This window comes from Cutibacterium nasicola, assembly GCF_051303185.1.
In the GTDB taxonomy this organism is placed as follows: Bacteria; Actinomycetota; Actinomycetes; order Propionibacteriales; family Propionibacteriaceae; genus Cutibacterium.
In genome coordinates, this window is sequence record NZ_JBPPGE010000009.1 from 1 (window position 1) to 19,089 (window position 19,089).

The 19,089-nt window shown below is 64.1% G+C and carries 15 protein-coding genes and 2 pseudogenes; 8 read left to right on the forward strand and 9 right to left on the reverse strand.

The annotated features are described in order from the left end of the window. Positions 1 to 127: 127 nt before the first annotated feature. Positions 128 to 1,120, forward strand: a complete 993-nt coding sequence (locus tag ACSJJT_RS11960; protein ID WP_435916977.1) for an IS481 family transposase — start codon at positions 128 to 130, stop codon at positions 1,118 to 1,120. A 1-nt stretch (position 1,121) separates the two neighbouring features. Here the strand turns inward: ACSJJT_RS11960 and ACSJJT_RS11965 are convergent, their stop codons facing one another. Next, positions 1,122 to 2,114, reverse strand: coding sequence for a nucleoside hydrolase (locus tag ACSJJT_RS11965; RefSeq protein WP_435918492.1), 993 nt, complete (start codon positions 2,112 to 2,114; stop codon positions 1,122 to 1,124). A 35-nt stretch (positions 2,115 to 2,149) separates the two neighbouring features. Here ACSJJT_RS11965 and ACSJJT_RS11970 point away from each other — a divergent pair, with 35 nt between their 5' ends. The 5 genes and pseudogenes from ACSJJT_RS11970 (at position 2,150) to ACSJJT_RS11990 (ending at position 7,500) form a co-directional block, all read left to right on the forward strand. Continuing rightward, positions 2,150 to 2,299 carry a hypothetical protein gene (locus tag ACSJJT_RS11970; protein ID WP_435918493.1) on the forward strand — a complete coding sequence of 50 codons (150 nt, stop codon included), beginning with the start codon at positions 2,150 to 2,152 and terminating at the stop codon, positions 2,297 to 2,299. 367 nt (positions 2,300 to 2,666) lie between these two features. Next, a pseudogene (locus ACSJJT_RS11975) lies at positions 2,667 to 2,936 on the forward strand (NYN domain-containing protein); the annotation flags it as partial. A 399-nt stretch (positions 2,937 to 3,335) separates the two neighbouring features. Next, positions 3,336 to 3,752, forward strand: a complete 417-nt coding sequence (locus ACSJJT_RS11980) for a hypothetical protein (RefSeq protein WP_435918503.1) — start codon at positions 3,336 to 3,338, stop codon at positions 3,750 to 3,752. Between the two features lie 1,246 nt (positions 3,753 to 4,998). Then, positions 4,999 to 5,523: an EXLDI protein gene (locus ACSJJT_RS11985; RefSeq protein WP_435918494.1), complete on the forward strand. Its 525-nt coding sequence runs from the start codon at positions 4,999 to 5,001 to the stop codon at positions 5,521 to 5,523. Positions 5,524 to 6,060: 537 nt separating this feature from the next. Then, on the forward strand, positions 6,061 to 7,500 hold the full coding sequence (locus tag ACSJJT_RS11990) for an MFS transporter (RefSeq protein ID WP_435918495.1): 1,440 nt from the start codon (positions 6,061 to 6,063) through the stop codon (positions 7,498 to 7,500). On the opposite strand, the gene ACSJJT_RS11995 is transcribed toward ACSJJT_RS11990, so the two are convergent. The 7 genes from ACSJJT_RS11995 to ACSJJT_RS12025 form a co-directional block, all read right to left on the reverse strand. Next, positions 7,489 to 7,815: a hypothetical protein gene (locus ACSJJT_RS11995; protein ID WP_435918496.1), complete on the reverse strand. Its 327-nt coding sequence runs from the start codon at positions 7,813 to 7,815 to the stop codon at positions 7,489 to 7,491. The two genes, ACSJJT_RS11990 and ACSJJT_RS11995, sit on opposite strands and share 12 nt — an antisense overlap. A gap of 75 nt (positions 7,816 to 7,890) precedes the next feature. Beyond that, positions 7,891 to 8,535, reverse strand: coding sequence for a TetR/AcrR family transcriptional regulator (locus tag ACSJJT_RS12000; RefSeq protein ID WP_016666255.1), 645 nt, complete (start codon positions 8,533 to 8,535; stop codon positions 7,891 to 7,893). After that, positions 8,532 to 10,325 (reverse strand): ABC transporter ATP-binding protein, encoded by a 1,794-nt coding sequence (locus ACSJJT_RS12005; protein WP_435918497.1) that lies wholly within the window; start codon positions 10,323 to 10,325, stop codon positions 8,532 to 8,534. Before ACSJJT_RS12005 ends, ACSJJT_RS12000 begins: the two co-directional genes overlap by 4 nt. Next, positions 10,322 to 12,142: an ABC transporter ATP-binding protein gene (locus ACSJJT_RS12010; RefSeq protein ID WP_435918498.1), complete on the reverse strand. Its 1,821-nt coding sequence runs from the start codon at positions 12,140 to 12,142 to the stop codon at positions 10,322 to 10,324. Before ACSJJT_RS12010 ends, ACSJJT_RS12005 begins: the two co-directional genes overlap by 4 nt. After that, on the reverse strand, positions 12,139 to 12,777 hold the full coding sequence (locus ACSJJT_RS12015; protein WP_435918499.1) for an MptD family putative ECF transporter S component: 639 nt from the start codon (positions 12,775 to 12,777) through the stop codon (positions 12,139 to 12,141). Before ACSJJT_RS12015 ends, ACSJJT_RS12010 begins: the two co-directional genes overlap by 4 nt. Then, complete coding sequence (locus ACSJJT_RS12020; RefSeq protein WP_435918500.1) at positions 12,729 to 14,216, reverse strand: ABC transporter ATP-binding protein; 1,488 nt, start codon at positions 14,214 to 14,216, stop codon at positions 12,729 to 12,731. Before ACSJJT_RS12020 ends, ACSJJT_RS12015 begins: the two co-directional genes overlap by 49 nt. Continuing rightward, on the reverse strand, positions 14,213 to 15,022 hold the full coding sequence (locus ACSJJT_RS12025) for an energy-coupling factor transporter transmembrane component T (protein ID WP_435918501.1): 810 nt from the start codon (positions 15,020 to 15,022) through the stop codon (positions 14,213 to 14,215). The genes ACSJJT_RS12020 and ACSJJT_RS12025 overlap by 4 nt, the downstream gene beginning before the upstream one ends. A 252-nt stretch (positions 15,023 to 15,274) precedes the next feature. Between ACSJJT_RS12025 and ACSJJT_RS12030 the strand changes: the two genes are divergently transcribed. Next, the gene (locus ACSJJT_RS12030) at positions 15,275 to 15,958 is read left to right on the forward strand and encodes an EcsC family protein (protein WP_435918502.1); all 684 of its coding nucleotides are present in this window, start codon (positions 15,275 to 15,277) and stop codon (positions 15,956 to 15,958) included. A 30-nt stretch (positions 15,959 to 15,988) separates the two neighbouring features. Here the strand turns inward: ACSJJT_RS12030 and ACSJJT_RS12035 are convergent. Then, positions 15,989 to 17,259 (reverse strand): annotated as a pseudogene (locus ACSJJT_RS12035) (threonine/serine exporter family protein). Between the two features lie 166 nt (positions 17,260 to 17,425). Between ACSJJT_RS12035 and ACSJJT_RS12040 the strand changes: the two are divergent. Further along, positions 17,426 to 19,069 carry an IS1634 family transposase gene (locus tag ACSJJT_RS12040; protein WP_435917672.1) on the forward strand — a complete coding sequence of 548 codons (1,644 nt, stop codon included), beginning with the start codon at positions 17,426 to 17,428 and terminating at the stop codon, positions 19,067 to 19,069. Positions 19,070 to 19,089: the final 20 nt, after the last annotated feature.

Here is a 19,089-nt window from a genome sequence, read left to right on the forward strand (position 1 = left end):
CTAGGTGTAACCACCACACAGGTTAGGTACATCGGGCTGGTCAGAGACAGCTCTGGCTGGACACGGGCGAGGGCCTCTGGGTGAAGTGTGTTGCTACCACACAAAGCACGACTCCCAAGAGGCCCTCATGACCCACCGTAATGCCCCGTTGTCCGAAACCGGACGTTTGCGCCTGGCCTGCTGCATCGTCGAGGATGGCTGGCCCCTGCGTCGGGCCGCCGAACGCTTCAACGTCAGCGTCACCACGGCCCAACGCTGGGCACAGCGCTACCGCGCCCACGGGCCGGCCGGAATGCGTGATCACTCCAGCCGACCCCACCACCAGCCCCGACGGGTCTGCCGTCGCACGCAACGACGGGTGGTGGGATTGCGCATCACCCACCAGTGGGGCCCAGCACGCATCGCCTACCACCTACGCCACCAACACCTCAGCGTCTCGACCGTCGGCAAGATCCTGCAACGCTACGGATGCCCACCCCTGACCTGGATCGACAAGGCCACCGGCGCCCGGCTACGCGCCCAACCCACACCCGTCCGCTACGAACACGACACCCCCGGTTCACTGGTCCACCTCGACATCAAGAAGCTGGGCCGGATCCCCGACGGCGGCGGCCACCGCATGGTCGGACGCGCCCAAGGAGTACGCAACCGTGGCCGATCCGCCAGCGGGGGTGGGTATCACTACATCCACAACGCCGTCGACGACCACTCCCGCCTGGCCTACGTCGAGGTCCTCAGCGATGAGCGCAAGGACACCGCCGCCGGGTTGTGGACCAGGGCCCAGGCCTGGTTCGCCAGCCAGGCCATCACCGTCAAGCGGGTCCTGACCGACAACGGCTCCTGCTACCGGTCCAAAGCCTTCAACAAGGCACTCAAAGACACCCACATCACGCACAAGTACACCCGGCCCTACACGCCCAAGACCAACGGCAAGGTCGAGCGGTTCAACAGGACCCTGGTCGCCGAGTGGGCCTACGCACGGCCCTACGCCAGCGAGACCGACCGCCTGGCCGAACTCCCCGGCTGGCTGCACCACTACAATCACCACCGCGGACACACCGCGCTCAAAGGCAAATCACCCGCCGACCGCGTACCTAACCTGTCCGGCGATTACACCTAGGTCACCGATGCCCTTCTTCGTAACCCATCAGTTCAAAGTTCAACCCCTCCCGCAAGGTCGAGATGAGGTGCTCGATGAACCCATCGGCGTCGACGTCGCACAGCAGATCGACGTTGGGCTCCTTGCCCCACCGTCCCAGTTCGTCGCCGACAGTCTGACCACGGGTGAGGGTCCCGGTCAGCTCGACGTCGACGGCCAGGGGCCGCGTCGTCGCGAACCTCCTGGTCACCGCATTGGTGACGACGAGCGGGTCGTGCAGGTAGGCACACCACCCCAGCCCGTCGGCCTGGTGGAACTCGAAGTAGAACCGCAGCGCCTCGGACAGCACGCCGACAACAGGGTGGTCGCCCAGCTCCACCACGGCCTGACGATGCTCCTCGTCAAGCCTGATGGCCTCGGTGGCCTGCAGAGCTCCGAGCACGATCCGCTCGGACGCCTTGCCCCACGCCTCGAACACCTCGTGGCCAGCCTCAGGGTCCACCGCGATGTTCCACTCGCTCGTCGGGCCAGTGTTGCCGCGGTGATTGATCGCCCCGCCCATGACGTGCAACCGCTTGAGCAACCTCGGCAGCTCCGGTTCCTCGCGCAGCGCCAGGGCAAGGTTCGTCAGCGGGCCGGTGACGATGCCGACCAACTCCCCGGGATACTTCCGAGCCATGTCCACCCACAATTGCGTTCCGGTGCGACCATCCCGCTGACGCCCGCACTCCCCCAACCGGGCATGCCCCAGACCGTGGGGTCCGTGGGTTTCCTCGGCGGTCATCATCGGCTCGACCAGCGGCTCGTCCGCCCCTCGCGCCACCGGGACGTCCATTCCGAGCAGCTCGGTCAGACCCAGGGCATTGCGCAGCACGTCGTCCTGACCGACATTGCCGGCCGTCGTCACCACACCGACGGTCTCGACGTCGTCGTGGCAGGCCAGGTAGGCCAGCGCGAAAGCATCGTCAATCCCGGGGTCACAGTCGAGCAGAACCGGCATGGAGCGTATGGACATGGCGTCAGAATAGAGCCTCTGCCGACACCACCGACATGCCCGACGGCATCGTCGTCACGACCGCAGACGTGCTCAGCCAGGTGCACGAGAACCACCTCATCGAGAACGTGCTGGCCGAGATCATTCGCACCCCAGCGGTTCTCAGGGTGAGGTGGACGATCACCGAGGCGCTGAGCGCGAGCTGAGGGCCCCTGGGCATCAGGGAACATCATCCATCGGCGCCAAATAGTGGCCTCCATCATTGTCGACGGCGGGTTCTACAAGAAGCGCGCACGGTCCCTCTTCGGAAACAAGTCCCCCGCAGATCGAGCAGACGAGTTGATCAGATACTGTCACCGTCACATCCGGGAGTCCAAAGCGTCGCTCTACCGGATCTACTACTACGACTGCCCACCGTCGGAACGAGTGTTCTATCACCCGTTGACACGCAAGCAGGTCAATCTGCGCAAGAGCAAGCAGTACGAGTGGAACACCGAGTTCATGAAGCAGCTGACAAGGAAACGTAAGGTTGCGCTGCGTCGCGGGGAAGAGTTGGAAACCCAGGGCGGACACATGCTCAAGCCCGAAACGTTGAAGAAACTCTGTGCTGGCACGATCACGGTGAAAGACCTCACCGAGCACGACTTCTTCCTCGACATCACGCAAAAGGGCGTTGACATGAGGATCGGGCTCGACATCGCAGCACTGGCGGAGCGGGGTGCCGTCAACCAGATCATCATGATCTCTGGAGACAGTGATTTCGTCCCCGCCGCGAAACATGCGCGCCGGTGCGGCATCGACTTCGTACTAGATCCCATGTGGGCGAACACCTCCAGCAGTCTCAGCGAACATGTCGATGGCCTCCGGGAGTGCGTCTCCCGACCAGCCCTTCCAGCTCATCCTGACCAGAAGCTCGCCAGGCACCCTGGTCTGTGGCATGGTCTCATCAGCGCCGACGTCGATCGTCCAGCCAGAACCCAGTCGTCCCTGTATGAGCGACGCCGCTGCACCCGTGTGGAGCAGGGTGATGTCGATGGGCAGGACGAGGTTGCGGTCCCGGTCAGGACGGAACCCGATGGATTCGGCATGGCTGACCTCCATGCCGACATGCCCTGTATCGTCCCTACCCCAGCTGGACGTCCCCGATGTGGCATTGAGCAGCTTTCCGGGAGGACACTGGGCCTTGTCAGAACAGGTCATCAGTCACGCAAGAGGACGATGACGAACGAGCCGGGGGGAGTCATGACCGTCGAGGAGAAGGAACCGTCCCGCGCCGAGAGGATCTTTGCGGGGAGTGTCGCGTTCACGATCTGCATGGCTGTGATGTTCACGATCGTGGCGATCTTCATCGGCTGGCGGTGGTCACTGAGGGGGTTCGTCGGGGTCCTGCTCATCGGAATCCCCGGCGAGATCCTGCTGGAGCTGGTGGGCGAGGACCGGATGCTCCCACGCGGCAGGGGCAAGCCGGGTCAGACGCGAGCTGGGCGTTTGCTCGTACTGACGCTCATCCTCGCCGCGTGGGCAGTCATCGTCCTCGCCCTCACCGCTCTCATTCAGCCGTGGTACGGCGCCGTCGGTGACATGGCGTGGGTCATGGTCATCGGAATCCTCGCGATCCTCATCCAGGGGATCCGGGACACCCGAAAGAAGAAGTCCTGACCCTGGCCATGATTGCGGTGCGGGGATTCGTCCCCGGTGGCCTTCTGGCTGTGGGCCCAGGCCCCCTGGAAAACGTCAATCCGTGGAACGGGCTAGACCAGATGGCCGAGGACATCACCCTGCCCGAGCTAACCGATGTGGTCGCCATCACCCGCCTCCACACGAAGACGCCGCCCTCACACGCATCACCGCCAAATACATCGACACCGTGTCAAACCTCCACATGGACCATCAACCCTTCATAATGGCGCTTGTTGAACCGCAGTGGTGAGCACACGCATACATGAAAGGAGGAATCATGATGACAGACCTTGGACTGGTCAAACCATCAGATCCGTTGACTGACGGCGCACCTGCGCTCCCGGATCGTCGATGAGCGTGGCGGCGGAGTTCCACAGTGGAGACACTGATTCGGATTGGCGTCGGGGTGACGACATGAGGTCGACGCCATCATCGACGAAGTCTCGGGGGCGACGGCCCGGGTGTGGTTCCCGAACATGGTGGAGGACGGCTGCGCCGGCCTCGATTCTGGTGGCGCTGGGGCCACAGGAGGGTGATCCGGAAGACGGGGAGGCCTGTGTCAATTTTGTCCCATATGTAATAGACGATTCTTTAGACAGACAGCTAGCCCTTGGGCCGCGTCAGCGTGTTACCTCACCACAACGCGCACGCGGCGGGTGCGTGCCGAGGGTGCGCTTGGCGCGTATCATTGCGAGATTGTTCGAGATGAGCTGCACGGAGTGGTCACCGATCGGACGGCCGCCGCCAGAGGACATCGCCCGCAGGTTGTAACGCTCGGTCTCCCATCAGAGCGGAGAACATCCATGTGGCCAGTCACCCCGGCCGCTCCTCGAAGGATTGCGACGACGTCCCTGAGGTCGAGTGACTCACCGATGTGGCTGGGACCGCTCCGACGCTGGGAAATGACTTAATCGAGAAGTGTTTGCATCCGCCTTGATGTCGGTATCTCAGCGGGATCCGCGGCGCACCGTTCGTGATCCAGCTGACCGTAGGTCACGATCATCGGATCGGGGAAGTAGCCACCAACCGACATGAACTCCATGCCGCCGCGTCCGATGCGGAAGCCTAGGAGGAGATCCGAAGCGCAGTCAGCCAAGCCTGCGGCTTGGGTGTTGTCGCATCGGAACTGGTTGGCGCGGAATCCGACGCTCTCAGCGCCGGGATGCTGCGAACCCTGACAGGGAACCGGCTCCGTACCCAGGGGTCTTGACCAGTCCAGAATGATATGTGCATAGTTATGTTCATGCCTACTCGAAACGTGTACGTGTCTGCCGACGACCAAGCCTTGTTCCGCGAAGCGGCCGAGATGGCGGGAGGGTTGTCGCCGGCGGTCAGTGAGGCCTTGCATGAGTACGTCCAACGCCGCCGGCTAGTGGCGGCGGGGCTCGAACAGATCGAGGTGGACCTGCGCAGTGAGGGTGTTGATCACCGTGTCTCTTTCATGGGTAGACGACTGGTGCGTGTGCAACGGGACCACGAACAGGGCCACCGTGTCGACACCGTGTACGTGACGGCCAAGAGCCAGATCGCCGTTGCGTCCAAGGTTCAGCGTTCCCTGCCTGGTTGGGCCGAAGGGAAAGAGAATCTCTGGTCTCATCCAGAGACGTGGGACAGGGACTTCTGGATGGTTGGGGACCGCACCCTCGCCGTCTTCGCAGACTTGGACGAGCTGCGCACCACCGATACCGACCTTGCTGATCGGGTGGAGTCAGCAATGCGAGTCGTGCCCTACCAGGTTCTGGACATCTGAGGGGGCAGTGAACGCGAACGCCTCCTCGCCTGTCCCACGGCCCAGTCCATCATGAATCTCGTCAAGAAGGACAAGGTCCAGGGCGGGTACCAGGTCCCCGCTCTCGGCGACTCGATTGGCCCGCGCGTAGTATGCCCTCACCGGAAGAACTATCAGAGATGAAAGGGTCTTCGACGTCATCACACCCATGACCTGTCATATCGGTAGCAAAACCTTGGATGGGTTTTTCGCTGGTGGAATCCTGCTGAGGAATCACAGTCACGCGCTCTGTCACATTTGAGCTCCGCGGCATCCGTGATTCCCGTTTTCGAATTCGCTGTTCCCGAAGGATGGGCTCATCGAGATCATGGGGAACTGACCGTCTTGCAGGTACCAATCCCATCGACGCAATCGGCCACCGACCCACACCGAGGCACGAACTCTCCCCGGGAAAGGAGGCGTTGACGATGAGGATCAACGACAACGGCGCCAGGGCGACGACACCCCCACGGCCTCGCCACACGCCCGGAGACCGCCGATGACACCCGAAGCCCGCCCATGACGAAGACGAAGAAGAACTCCCTCGTCCTGGCGATCTGCGTCATCATCCTGGAACTCATCGGCGGGATGCAGACCTACCTCACCCAGCTCATCCTGCCGATCATGGCGGCCGACCTCGACGCCCAGGACATGTACGGCGTCATCACCGGGGTCGGATCCCTCTCCACCATGGTCGGCCTGCCCATCGGTGCCGCCTTTCTCAGACGCTGCCGGCTTCCGAGAATCCTCCTGACGGCCACAGCGGCCCTCATCGTCGGGGCCATCATCAGTGCCACCGCCCCCACCATTTGGGTCTTTCTCATCGGCCGCGCGATCCGCGGATTCGCTGGGGCCTGCCTGGCCATGACGTCCATCGGTGCCGTCGCCGTCGGACTGACCGGGCGAGCTCGTCAACTCACCCTGGCTTTCAACTCGGCCAGCTGGATCATCGCATCCATTGTCGGCCCGAGCTACGCCGCATGGGTCACCCACCTGCTCTCCTGGCGCTGGGCGATGCTGTGTTACCTGCCCTTCCTGCTCGCGGCGCGGATCGTCATCGCCGAGAACCTCGACGCCGACCAGCACAGCGACGACTCCCCCATGCCCCTCAAGGCCACCGGGCTCATCGCCATCGGCATCACCCTCATGATCGTCCCGGTGCCCTCACCGTGGAAATACGTCCTCATGATCGCAGGATTCCTCATCCTGGGCTGGGTGGCCATCATCTCCATGCCGCCGCACACTTTCACCACGGGTGGCATCCGCCTGCACGCCCTGGCAGGTCTGTTCTTCCTCACCGGCGCCTACTACTCCGCCAACGAGCTGGTCACGCTGAGCTACCACGACCTCTTCGGCGGTGACGCCAAGGACCTCGGCTACATCATTCTCGGCGGCGGACTCGGATGGGCCATCACCGGCGTACTCGCCGGCCTCAAACCCGCCAAGAATCCACGTCATTACCTCATCCGGATCGGGGTGGGCGTCGGGCTCATCATCACCGCGTCGACCCTCATCACCATCGCTCTGGCCACCCGGATGGCCGGTCTGCCACCCTTCCAGGCCATGATGGTGCTGTGGATCAGCGCCGGGATCGGCATGGGGGTCGTCTACCTCGACGTCCTCAGCACCCTCTTCGAGGACCCCATCGTCCCCGACGGCATCCCCATCGAGACCATCGCGGGATCATCCGTCATCGTCGAGAATCTTGCCAGCGCCATGTTCGTCCCGCTACTCACGTCTCTGGTCGCGGTGGCCTTTCCCCAACACGGTACCTCAACGCCGATCACCCCACCACGCTGGCCTTACGCCCTGTCCTGGGGTCTGGTTGCCGTGCTCGCCGTCATCGCACTGAGCTATCTCATCCGCTCCGGGCACAGCGAAAAGGCAGCGTGGCTGGCCAAGCCTGCCGAGGCAGACCAGTCAGATCGCGCGGCCCAGGCTCAGCCCTCAGTCAGGTGAGAACTCCGAACAAACCTGCTCAGCTCCCACTCCGACGAGCTTTCCCAGGAGGACGAGGAGAGCACCAGAACCGCCCTCGCCAAGGACGGGCAGGACGTTCGGGGCCATCTTGACGCAGATACCGGGGGGCCAGCACCGCGCACCCGAGAACCAGGGGTGGCCAACTGCACCAGAAGCATGGCACCATGCGCGCTCGGCAAGGGTCTGGCCGATGCGACGCGCTGTACCCCCGCCAGCAGCAAAGTGTGGAGTTGCTTGAAGATGTCGCCTCCTGGCCAGGGCCATCAGTGAGCTGGAGACCCCACTGTTTGACATGCACCCCGATGGACGGTGATGAGTCACAACGCGGGATGGGGGAACAGCAGGAGGATTCCCCGTCTGGGAATGCGATCATTTCCGCGTGACCGCGCCAGGGAACAGCCCGTGCTCCATGCCGGCGATGATGAATTCAACCTTGAGATCAAGATTGCCGCGCTCCCCCAGATCCTGCATCCCGAAGATGTCGGGAAGGCCCTCGGTCATGACCCCGATTCTCTCGACGCCGGTGCGTCCGTCCTCGTCAGCCACCAGATAGGGCTGCATCGAGATGAAGGTCTCGAAGGTGGTGTCCCCGACGAAATCGAAGGCGAAAGCGGCCCCCTCGACTCCTCCGGGAATACCAAGTTCTGCCAATCCCTGCGCAATCGCCGCGCAGCGAGGCATGACTGCCCCAAAAGCCTCTGGCTGAGTCATGAGCACCAGCGGGGCCTCTGGATATCGCTCACACAACGCCCACTGACGGTCGACAATCTGACGAAGGGCGTCCTGCCAACTCGCGACGTTGGGATCGGGTTCAATGTCCACCATGATCTCCGCGATTGCAGCCACTTGCAGTTCCTGACGAGAACTGAACTCCCGGTACAAGGCGGTGGCCTTCACCCCGAGACGATCAGCGACCGCCCTCAGGGTGAAGGTCTCAATGCCCTCGGCCAGGACTGCATCAATCGCCTGACGTCGCGTGAACGCAGGCTTGCGCCCTGGCCGTTTGCTGATCATTCACGGCCCACGAGCGACCACCCCTCGGCCCGCTCCCGGGCATGCCACAGATCGGCGTAAGCACCGCCGCTGGCAATAAGGTCGTCATGGGTTCCCACTTGGCAGACTCTACCGGTGTGGTCGACGACGACGATACGATCCGCCGAACGGATGGTGTCGAGCTTGTGAGCGATGACGAGGATCGTCGAGAACTCACGCAGCTGGGCCAGGGCGGCCTCGATGTGGGCCTCGTTCTCCGGGTCGAGAGCAGAGGTGGCCTCGTCGAAGAGCAGGATCGGGGCGCGTTTCAGCAAGGCTCGTGCCACCGACACCCGTTGCCGTTCACCACCCGAGAGACGACGGCCACCTTCACCAACGCTGGCGTCCCATCCACCGGGCAGACGAGCTGCGATCTCATCGACCCCGGCCAGGGACCCCGCCTTCCGGACCTGCTCGTCAGTGGCATCCGGGTCACCGATGCGGATGTTCTCCGCCAAAGTGGAGTCGTAGAGATAAACGTCCTGGAAAACCATGGCGAGCTGACTCATGAGCTGCTCGGTGGTTTGGTCGCGCACGTCCAGTCCGCCGACACGCACCGTCCCGGAGTCGACGTCCCAGAACCTCGCCATGAGCCGGAACAGAGTCGTCTTGCCAGCCCCCGAGGGGCCGACAATGGCCGTCAAACCCCCCGCTGGAGCAGTGAACGTGACGTCATGGACGACCGGGTGCTCCTTGTCATAACCGAAGGAGACGTCTTCGAAGGACACCTCACCGGGAGCTGTCATGTCGCTCGGGGCCTCGGGCTCGGGAAGCACCTCAGCCGAGAGGATCTCGTCGACCTCACTGACCGGCTTGCGCGCGGTCTCGACGGACAGAGCAGCCGAGACGACGTCCTCCAACACCTTGGCGTAGCGCAGCGAGACGCCGACGAAAGCGACCGTCGCGACCGGGGCGAGGGTGCCGTTGCTGCCCATGCGCGCGGCCAGCACGATGAGGACGACCGCGACCGCCTGGGCACCCAGACCCGAGAGGAAGTTCGCCGTCACGCCCAGCCCCAGACACTTACGAGCGGCGCGTTCATTGGCCCGGCGTGCATTCCGAAGCGGCTCGTAGCCCTCGGCTCGTCCGGCGGCCCTCAGCACTGGTTGGGTCTCACAGAACTCGACGATGCGGGCAGCCAGTTCCTGCTCGGTCGGCTGGACCACCGACTCACCGCGAAGCCACAAGGCCCGCGAGGCGATCATGATCAGACACATCGCAGGCATCGAGATGAGCAGGGACAACCCCAACTGCCACGACCAGAACCACGAGAGCACCATCATGACGACGGTGGTCGCGGCACCGCGCACGAGTGGGGCGGTGAAATGTGCCAACCCCTCGCCCAGGTGCATGAGTCCCTGAGTGAGAAGGCGGGACAGGCGGCCGGGGAAACTCGAGCGGAACCATCCCAGTGGCAGGCTCGCCACCTGGTCGCCGATGCGCACGCTGAGTTTTCCCATGACATCCATCGCGGCGAGATAGCCGATCGTCGACTGGAAGTACGTCACGACGGCCCCGGCAACGGCCAGGGCGACGAGCACCCACACCCAGCCCTGCCAGGTCAGTCCCATCGAGGGTCCACCCTCGACGAATGCCGTGATCGTCGGAATGATGGCGAACAGGCCAACTCCCTCGAGGACTCCCTGGACACCTGCCAGCCACAGGGAGCGACGGAACTTGGCAGCCCCTTCCTCGGTGAGAAGGGGCCTGAAGGTGTTCAGGAGCAGGATGTCGCCCGCCCAGGAAAGGCGGGAGTTCATGGTCGTGGTCATTGAGTGACTCCTTCCATCGCTCGCCCTGCCGACAGACGCGCCCAGTAGGGCTGGTCGGCCAATTCCTCGGACGAACCGCAAGCTACGATGCAACCGCCCTCCATGACGCAGATGACGTCAGCTCCGGCCACCGACTCGGCGTGGTGACCGATGGCGAGCACAGTTCGGCCCCGGGCCAGTGCAGCCAGGGCCTGCTGGATCTCCGCCTCGCAGTCGGGATCGGTGGCGGCCGTCGCCTCGTCGAGCACGAGGATCGGGGCGTCGGCGAGCACAGCGCGGGCGATCGACAGCCGCTGCTTCTGACCACCCGAGAAATCGGTGTCCTCACCCAGGACGGTGTCGAAACCCTTCGGCAGTGCGTCGATGTCGTCAAGAATGTGGGCGGCACGAGCAGCCTCGCACACCTGGTCGTCGGTGGCGTCGGGACGGGCCAGGGTGATGACGTCACGGATGGACCGACGCTGCATGTACGGATCCTGGAGGACGAAGGACACCAACCGGTAGAGGTCGTCCTGGGCGAGGTCCTTGAGGTCGACCCCACCAATGCGTACCACCCCGGAATCAGGGTCGCGGAAGCGGGCGAGCATCGTCGCCAGGGTCGACTTGCCCGACCCAGACGGCCCGACGAGAGCCGTCACCGTCCCCGGACGCAGCGTCAGGTTGACGTGGCTGAGCGCCGGGATGACGCCGTCAGGGGTGAGGTAGGAGGCGCTGACGTCGTCAAAGGTGACCGTCATGTCGTCAGGAATCCGCGCGCTCGCGTCAGGATGACTGATCTGCTCGATGGACAGCACGTCCTGCAGTCGCAGAGCCGCATTGCCGGCCTGTTGGTAACCCCATGCCATGGTGCCCAGCACCTCGATGGTGCGCGGCAGGACCAGGGCGATGAGTGAGCAGGTGAGGACGTCGGTGACGCCCACCCAGCCGGCCTTGGCCATGAGCAGGCCGAATCCCAGGTTGATCGCCATGAGGGCGGCCACCGAGATCACCGACAGCGACAGCGCCGACGCCTTGATGAGCGGGCCACACCAGTTCCAGTAGAACTGGGCGAACTCCTCGCACGCACGGGTGAAGCGACGATGGGCCTTACCGGTCTGTCCGAAGTTCTTGACGACATGGATACCCTCCGTCAGCTCGATCGCCGAGGATGAGATGTCGGCCAGTTTGTCGTCCATCTCGGCGGTCTTGGTCGCCATGTCCCGCATCGTCACCCACTGCAACAGCGCGTAGATCGGGAAGGTGGCGATGGAGAGGAGCCCCAGCCGCCAGTCCACCACGAAGGCGTAGACGAGCAGGACGAGCGGAACTCCCACGGCTGCGGTCTGCTCGACCGGCGCATGGGCGACGAGCATGTGGATCTGGACGGTGTCGTCCTGGATGGCCTTGCGCACTCGACCGGTTGACGACGAGCTGAACCAGGCCAGCGGCGCCTTCGAGATGTGGTCGATGATGCGATCCTGCAAGATGTTGCGCACCTTGATGTCGGCGATGTGAGTGATGAGGAGGGCCACCACGTAGAGCATGGCCTGGATACAGAAAGCCATCCACAGCACATTGGCGGTATGGGTGAGCGCCTCACGGTCGACGTGATCACCCAGCAGGATCGCGCCGAGTCTCGTCAGGGCCACATACGGGGCCAGTGCGACGATGCATGACACCACGACAAGGATCCGCGCAACGATGACGTACCCACGAATGGGCCTCATGATCATCGACAGGGCCTTGCCGCCGGCACGGTGCTTGGCCTGATAGTCCTGAGTTCCTCCCGGCGCGACAGCGTCGGGGCACACCTGCGGGGACGTGGAGATCTCGGTCACTTCGTCAGTCCTGCCCGCTGGAAGTGCTTGCGACCCACCTTGATGCCCAACCAGCCACCGGCCAGCCCCAGCAGGAAGACGATGACGGCCCATCCCGCCACCAGGCCAGGTGTGAACAGTTCCCGCATCGCGTTGGAGTAGTCGGCACCCATCTGCTCGGTGATCATGGCGTAGTACTCGTCGGCATTCACGAGCATCGGGATGAGCGGGACGATCATCCACAGCACGAACACGGCATACCCGAGCATCGCGCGGCTCGTCGTGAGACGGGTGCTGCGGCCGGCATTGGTGATGATGATGTCGGAGAGGAATCCGAGCACTATTCCAGCCGGGATCACCCAGATGGTGTGCCCCGGGCTCATACCGAGCCCGACGAGCAGACCAGTGATCGTCATGGTGCCAATTTTCGGCACCCGTGCAACTGACAACATGAGGACGATGCCGCCCAGCAGGATGCCCAGGATCCAACCGACGAACATGAAGGCCGGACCGGCGAGACCGATCATGCCGCAGGCGTAGAAGACGACGAAGAAGATCACCGCGAAGATGGCGATACTCACCAGGTCACGCGTTGTCAGACGGGGTTTCATGATTGTCCTTTCAGAGTGGTGATGTTGATGAGGTAATCCCCACATCGGGCCATGAGCTCCGGGTCGTGGGTGATGACGATAACGACCTTCCCAGCGGTCGCGAGATCACCGACGAGGTCAGCGATCGAGGTGAGGTGACGAAAATCGACACCCGATGTGGGCTCGTCGAAGATGACGACCTCCTTGTCCTGAGCGATGGTGGCCGCCACGACGAGGCGCTGGGCCTGCCCACCGGACAGTGACAAGGGGTGACGGTCACGTTGACCGACCAGGTCGAGACGTTCCAGGAGCGCCGGGACGTTGGCGGCATCGCGTTGGCGCGGGTCCAGACCGAGGGTGACTTCCCGCTCCACCGACTCACTGAACAGCTGGCGGCGGACGTCCTGCATGACCATCCCGCACAATTTCTGCCGCGTGCCGGTGCTCCACGGCTCTCCCATGCCGATACGGGCGCTGGGCGGGGACTTTTCGAGCCCGCAGATCAGTCGGGCCAAGGTCGATTTGCCCGCGCCATTGGGGCCGGTGAGGATCGTCACCGCTCCGGCCGGCAGGAAGAGGGAGTCGACGTCGAGAATCGTCGGGCCATGCCCGTAGGAGAAGGACAGGTGCTCGACCATCAGCCCAGTCGGGAGTTTTGGGCCATCGGTGTTGGAGGAGGCTGCGGCGGTCGGCGGCTCGGGTATGTCCACCGGGACGACATCGACGGCGCGGAGGCCACGTTCGGTCCGTTCCATGTCCGTCAGGCTGAAAAGATCATCGCCGGTCATGGTTTCGACGACCCTGCCGTCAGAAAGGCGATGGACGACGTCGACCGCCCCGCGGAAGAGGTGCAGTCGATGCTCGGCGATGACCAGTGTCTTTCCGGAGGCCTTCAGCTGGGCGACGAGGTGGCGAAAATCGTCGATCCCCTCGGCAGAGAGATTCGAGGTCGGCTCGTCGAAGAGGAGCAGATCGACGTCAGTGACCAGGGCACAGGCACACGCGACGCGCTGCAACTCCCCTCCCGAGAGGGTGTCGAGCCGCCTGTCGAGCAGGTGTGCGATGCCGGTCTGGCCGACTGCCCGAGTCATAGCGTCGCGGATCTCAGACGGGTCGACCCCGTAATTCTCCAGCCCGAAAGCCAGCTCGGTTCGCACGCTGGAGGTGAAGAACTGGGTGCGAGGATTCTGGAAGATCATCGCCGAGGTGCGCCCGACGTCGTGGAGTTCGACCCCGGCCAGATCAGTGCCGTCCACCTCCGCCTTGCCACGCATGGTGCCCTCGAAAAACTTCGGGACAAGGCCATTCATCGTCCGCAGCAGGGTGGACTTCCCCGATCCTGATCCCCCAATGAGCAGGGTCAGGGTCCCGGGCCGGATCGTCATGGTGATGTCCCGGAGCTGGTCCACGGCCTCTCGGTCGGGCGTGGGGCCGTCATCGAACGGGGACCCGTCGAGGTCAGGGACCGGGTAGGCGTAGGAGACGTCGGTCAGGCTGACGCTCATGCGATCACCTCGGTCACGCGCCAGGCAATCAACGCGACCAAAACCGTCAGCACGACGACGTCACCGAGACGGAAACGACTCGGGTCCAAGGTGGACCGGGATTTTTGTGCACCCAGCCCCTTGATGATGGCTGCGGCGGAGAGCTCGTCGGCGATCCGGGCAGCCGAGGCGAGAAAGGGGATGACGACGTATTCCCCCGTACGCAGCGGGTGGCGCATGGTTGAGCGGGCGCCGGGTCTCAGGCCTCGCAGGGTCATGGCCTGGACGATCGCCCGCAGCTCGCGCACTGCCATCGGGAAGAACCTCACCACGACCATCACCGGGACCTGCACGACCCGCGGCGCACGCATCTGGGTGAGGACTGAACCAACCCGGGTGACGTCGAGAACCTTGATCGCAGCCACTGCCGAGCCGAAGACTCCTGCGAAGCGGAACATCCAGAAGGCGATGAAGACCAGAAATGCGGAAACAGCCGAGTGCCATAGGGCTGGAAGGGCGAAACAGCAGAAGACCCACACCAAGACGAAGCCCACCCACCCGATCCACGTCTTGGAGCGGGTCGTGAGCACGAGTGACACCGCGACGACGCCGAGGCAAGCCAGCACCAGAGGCGTCGACCCCGCTCCCATGAGAAGGACGTTGAGGACGGTGACGTAGAGGAACAGGGTGCGTGGGTCCACAGCGTCGTGGAAGCCGCGAGCGCGGGGCCAAGGGGTGGGGGTCAGCGCACTTCCGGCCATGACACCGGCCCCCGGGCGCGCATGGATGTCACCTGGTGGGGTCAAGGCCACCTCGTCACAATTCATAAGGCAACCCTAACTCATTAGTTATCCTCGTTAACAAATAGGGGCGTCCATGCCCTGACCAGGAGAGACGCTCACGGGTCAGACAAGTGGTCCTACTGCTGACACCGGTGGGCATGCCACGTTCGGAGCATCGCGGCGTCGCGCAGCCGCGATCACCACGGGCATTGCCCGGCACCACCTCGACGCGAACACCAGAGGACTCGTCCGGCCCCACGGCTACCCTTGAGGTGAATTGATCGAGAGGAGACCCTCGTGGGCATCGGAAGCAACATCGGCAAAGCACTGCTGTCCCAAGCCCCTGACATGGCGCCCGGGGCAGCCGTCTCCCTATTACGCAGCATCCTCGGATTTGCCATCGACGGCGTCTCGGGCCTGCCAGGAGCGCGTCAGGCCGCTGGCAAGACCCTCACCAAGCACGACGGTGACGTCGAACAGGCCATCAACTCCCTCGTCAACCAGCACATCGCCATGGCCGGTGCACAGGGATTCGTCTCCAACCTCGGTGGCGTCGTCACCTTGGCCGTGACCATCCCCGCCAACATCTCGGGCGTCGCGATCGTCCAGGCCCGCATGGTGGCTGCCATCGCCCACCTACGCGGCTACGACCTTGACGACCAGCGCGTCCGGACCGCCATCCTCGCCACCCTCATGGGTCAGCGTGAGGTCGACAGCCTCATTCACGAGGAGAAGCTTCCGACGACCCCGATGGGCATCGCCACCGCCCCGGTGGGGGACGCCGATCTGGAGAAGGTCGTCGCCCGTAACCTCGTCAACGTCCTCATGGGCCAAGTTGCGGGCAAGAAACTGCCGGTCTTCGTCTCCAAGCGCGTGCCCGTGTTAGGTGGTGGAGTCGGAGCCACCACCGACGGGTTCACCACCTGGAGCGTCGCTCGTTACGCCCGCAAGCAGTTCCCGACCCGCCGCCCGCGCGGCTGAGGCCAGGATCTGTGTTCGGTCCGGGACGCGTCAGAAGGTTTGCCGACGACGTGCCCCGGGCCGACGTGTGCGGCTGCGACGAAGCAGCCCGACAGCCCGCGCAGCCGTCGTGCCGATGAGCAGACCCAGCGCGATCGAGCCAATGATTCCCGTGGACTCCAACACCGTCGCGCCAGCCACCGGGGTGCCCGCGCCCAGCTGGGTCAGGGACACCAGGCCCAGGGATCCCGGCACCAACAACCAGAAGCTCGGCAGGAAGAGCACCAGACGCGGTAGTCGCGGGCGATGCATCTCGATCACCGATGATCCGAAACTCGCCACGGTTGCTCCCAGCAGGCCGCCGCCCCAGGTGGCCCCGGCAACCGTCTGGCCGATGATCTGGAAGGTCAGGGTGGTGGCCAACATGAGAGCCACCCACGGGACGAGGTATCTGGGTATCGACTCCATGAGACTCATCCCGGCGGTCAGGAGCAGGACGCCGAGGAATGGCACCCACAACCCTCGCCAGGGAATGATCTGGTTGTTGAGCTGGTCGACGGGGACCTTTGTCAGCACGCCGCACCGAGAACACCCGCTGTGAACATGGCCAACTGGGCGGTCCCGAACCCCAGACGCGACGCGCCCGCCATCATCGCTCCTGCCGCCAGTTCAGCCACCCCGGTAACGATGAGGGCACCGGGAAGCAGCACCGCGATGGGCGGCAGCAGGCTTCGCAGCGGCCCCTCGATGAGTCCGAGTCGCGCGGCCCAGAAGGCACACAGTGCGACGACAAACGCGGCCAGGAACGGGGTAAGGACGGCCAGGGCCTTCCTCTTGCCGGACAACCATATGAATCCGGCGGTGACCTGACCGGCCAGCACGGAGAACAGCACGCTGGGCCACAACGGCTGCAGTACCAGGGCGATGCCCGAGGCGACGCACACCATGCCACCATGCAGACCCAGGCGCGGGTAACGTGGCGGGATGGAACGCAAGTCCCGCAGTTGCTCGAGGGCCTCGACCGGGCCGATGGTGCCGTCGAGGAGCTGCTGACGGATACGAGCTGTGGTGGCGCTCTGGTCCAAACGGATGGTTCCTTCCACCGATTCGAAGGTTGCGGGGGTGCCACCTCCCAGGCTCACCACGACTCCGGTGGGCCAACCCTGTACCTGGACGTCGGGGCATCCCAGGTATCGACCGACGCTGCGGGTGTCGGCCTCCACCTCGTGCACCGACTGACCACCGGCGATACCGGCTGCGGCAACGTAAGCCAGCAGTCGGCGGACGCCATTTTCGTCGAGCTCGTCCACTCCAGATCCCATCGTCGATACCGTCGCCAGGATCAATCGTCGCGCACCTTGGGCCCTCCTGACTTGATGCAGTTTTTCGGGGTTCGGTCGGGTGTGTTGGTCTGGCTAGGGGTTTCGTGTTCGATCGTGGCTGTTTTGGGGCACTAAGACGGTCCTGGGGGCCCGTATTGTGGGGGTCATGACCTATGTCCGGACGGTCCGCACGGGTTCGGGTGCGGTGGCGGTCCAGATCGCTGAGAAGCGACGGGGCAGGCGCATCATCGTGGAGTATGTGGGCTCGGCTCACAGTGACGAGGAACTGGCGGTACTCAAGACCACTGCCTGGGCCAGGATCGAGCAGTTGAGCGGCCAGGAGCCCTTGGACCTGGGCGTGGAGATCCCGGTTGCGGTCGAGGAGTCGTTCACCGAGCCCGTGGTCCAGGACAGGTTGACCGGTGAGGACTCTGGACGCCATGAGAGTTCAGCGCTTGCCAGGCCTGCGCAGGTCGTCTCGACGGCCTCGGACCTGTTGTGGTCTGTGCTGGACAGGGCCTATCGCCGCCTGGGATTCGACGCGGTTGCCGATCAGGTGTTCGAGCAGGTCGTTGTGGCCCGGATCGTCGAACCCACCTCGAAACTGGCTGTCGGGCGGGTCCTGACCGGTTTGGGTCAGGACCTGCCGCATCACACCACGATCTACCGGCACCTGGCTCGTGCCCAGGACCGCGACTACCGTGCCGTGATCACTGATGCCTGCCACCGGTACTCGGCCGGTGGCGGGGAGGTGACTCTGGTGCTCTATGACGTGACCACCCTGTACTTCGAGGCTGAGAACGAGGACAGTCTGCGCAAGGTCGGCTATTCGAAGGAACGCCGGGTTGATCCCCAGATCGTGGTCGGGCTCCTCGTGGACCGCTGGGGCTTTCCCCTCCAGATTGGCTGTTTTCCCGGCAACAAGGCCGAGACCACGACCCTGATCCCGATTGTTGAGGCCTACCGGTCGGCCCACGAGATCGCCGACATGGTGGTGGTCGCAGACGCCGGCATGCTGTCGGCCTCCAATCTGGAGGCCCTGGACGGTGCGGGTCTGCGGTTCATCGTGGGATCCCGGTCGGTAAAGGCCCCCAGCGACCTGGCCGGCCATTTCCACTGGAACGGCACGGCCTTCGATGACGGGCAGATCATCGACACGATCACACCCCGCACAGTGAGGAGGAAGACCTGCCACCCTCGCAGCAGACGGGCCGAGCCGGTCTGGGATCCAGCCGGGTCCACCGATAGCTGGCGGGCGGTCTGGCAGTACTCCCGCAAACGGGCCGTGCGGGACTCGGCCACATTGACGGCTCAGGAGAACCGCGCCAAAGCCGTGGTCGACGGTGACAGACCGGCCCGCAAGCCACGGTTCGTCAGCGCATCGGCGAACGGCTTGTCCTTGGATCACAAGGCGATCGACCGGGCCCGCCAACTGGTCGGGTTGAAGGGATACGTGACCAATATTCCAGTATCGGTGATGACTCCGGTCCAGGTGATCGGGGCCTACCACGACCTCTGGCACGTCGAGGACTCCTTCCGCATGGCCAAGTCCGACCTGCGGGCCCGGCCCATCTTCCACCGGCTCTCTGACTCCATCGAGGCCCACCTGACCACGGCATTCGCCGCCCTGGCAGTCTCGCGTTACCTACGACAGGTCACCGGCCTGTCGGTCAAACGGATCGTCCATACCCTCGCCCCACTACGCTCAGCGACCCTGGAGATCAACGGCTCGCTTCACACCATCAAGCCCCAGACCACACCCGAGGCCCGCGCCATCATCAACGCGATCGAGTCCGATGCGGGGCACTAAGCCAATGCAACAAGTCAGGT

Coding starts and splice junctions, on each gene's coding strand:
- ACSJJT_RS12025 (WP_435918501.1), bottom strand. CDS start 15,022: ATGAATTGTGACGAGGTGGCCTTGACCCCACCAGGTGACATCCATGCG.
- ACSJJT_RS11990 (WP_435918495.1), top strand. CDS start 6,061: ATGACGAAGACGAAGAAGAACTCCCTCGTCCTGGCGATCTGCGTCATC.
- ACSJJT_RS12020 (WP_435918500.1), bottom strand. CDS start 14,216: ATGAGCGTCAGCCTGACCGACGTCTCCTACGCCTACCCGGTCCCTGAC.
- ACSJJT_RS11965 (WP_435918492.1), bottom strand. CDS start 2,114: ATGTCCATACGCTCCATGCCGGTTCTGCTCGACTGTGACCCCGGGATT.
- ACSJJT_RS12040 (WP_435917672.1), top strand. CDS start 17,426: ATGACCTATGTCCGGACGGTCCGCACGGGTTCGGGTGCGGTGGCGGTC.
- ACSJJT_RS11980 (WP_435918503.1), top strand. CDS start 3,336: ATGACCGTCGAGGAGAAGGAACCGTCCCGCGCCGAGAGGATCTTTGCG.
- ACSJJT_RS11960 (WP_435916977.1), top strand. CDS start 128: ATGACCCACCGTAATGCCCCGTTGTCCGAAACCGGACGTTTGCGCCTG.
- ACSJJT_RS11995 (WP_435918496.1), bottom strand. CDS start 7,815: ATGTCAAACAGTGGGGTCTCCAGCTCACTGATGGCCCTGGCCAGGAGG.
- ACSJJT_RS11985 (WP_435918494.1), top strand. CDS start 4,999: ATGTGCATAGTTATGTTCATGCCTACTCGAAACGTGTACGTGTCTGCC.
- ACSJJT_RS12015 (WP_435918499.1), bottom strand. CDS start 12,777: ATGTGGGGATTACCTCATCAACATCACCACTCTGAAAGGACAATCATG.
- ACSJJT_RS12005 (WP_435918497.1), bottom strand. CDS start 10,325: ATGACCACGACCATGAACTCCCGCCTTTCCTGGGCGGGCGACATCCTG.
- ACSJJT_RS11970 (WP_435918493.1), top strand. CDS start 2,150: ATGCCCGACGGCATCGTCGTCACGACCGCAGACGTGCTCAGCCAGGTG.
- ACSJJT_RS12000 (WP_016666255.1), bottom strand. CDS start 8,535: ATGATCAGCAAACGGCCAGGGCGCAAGCCTGCGTTCACGCGACGTCAG.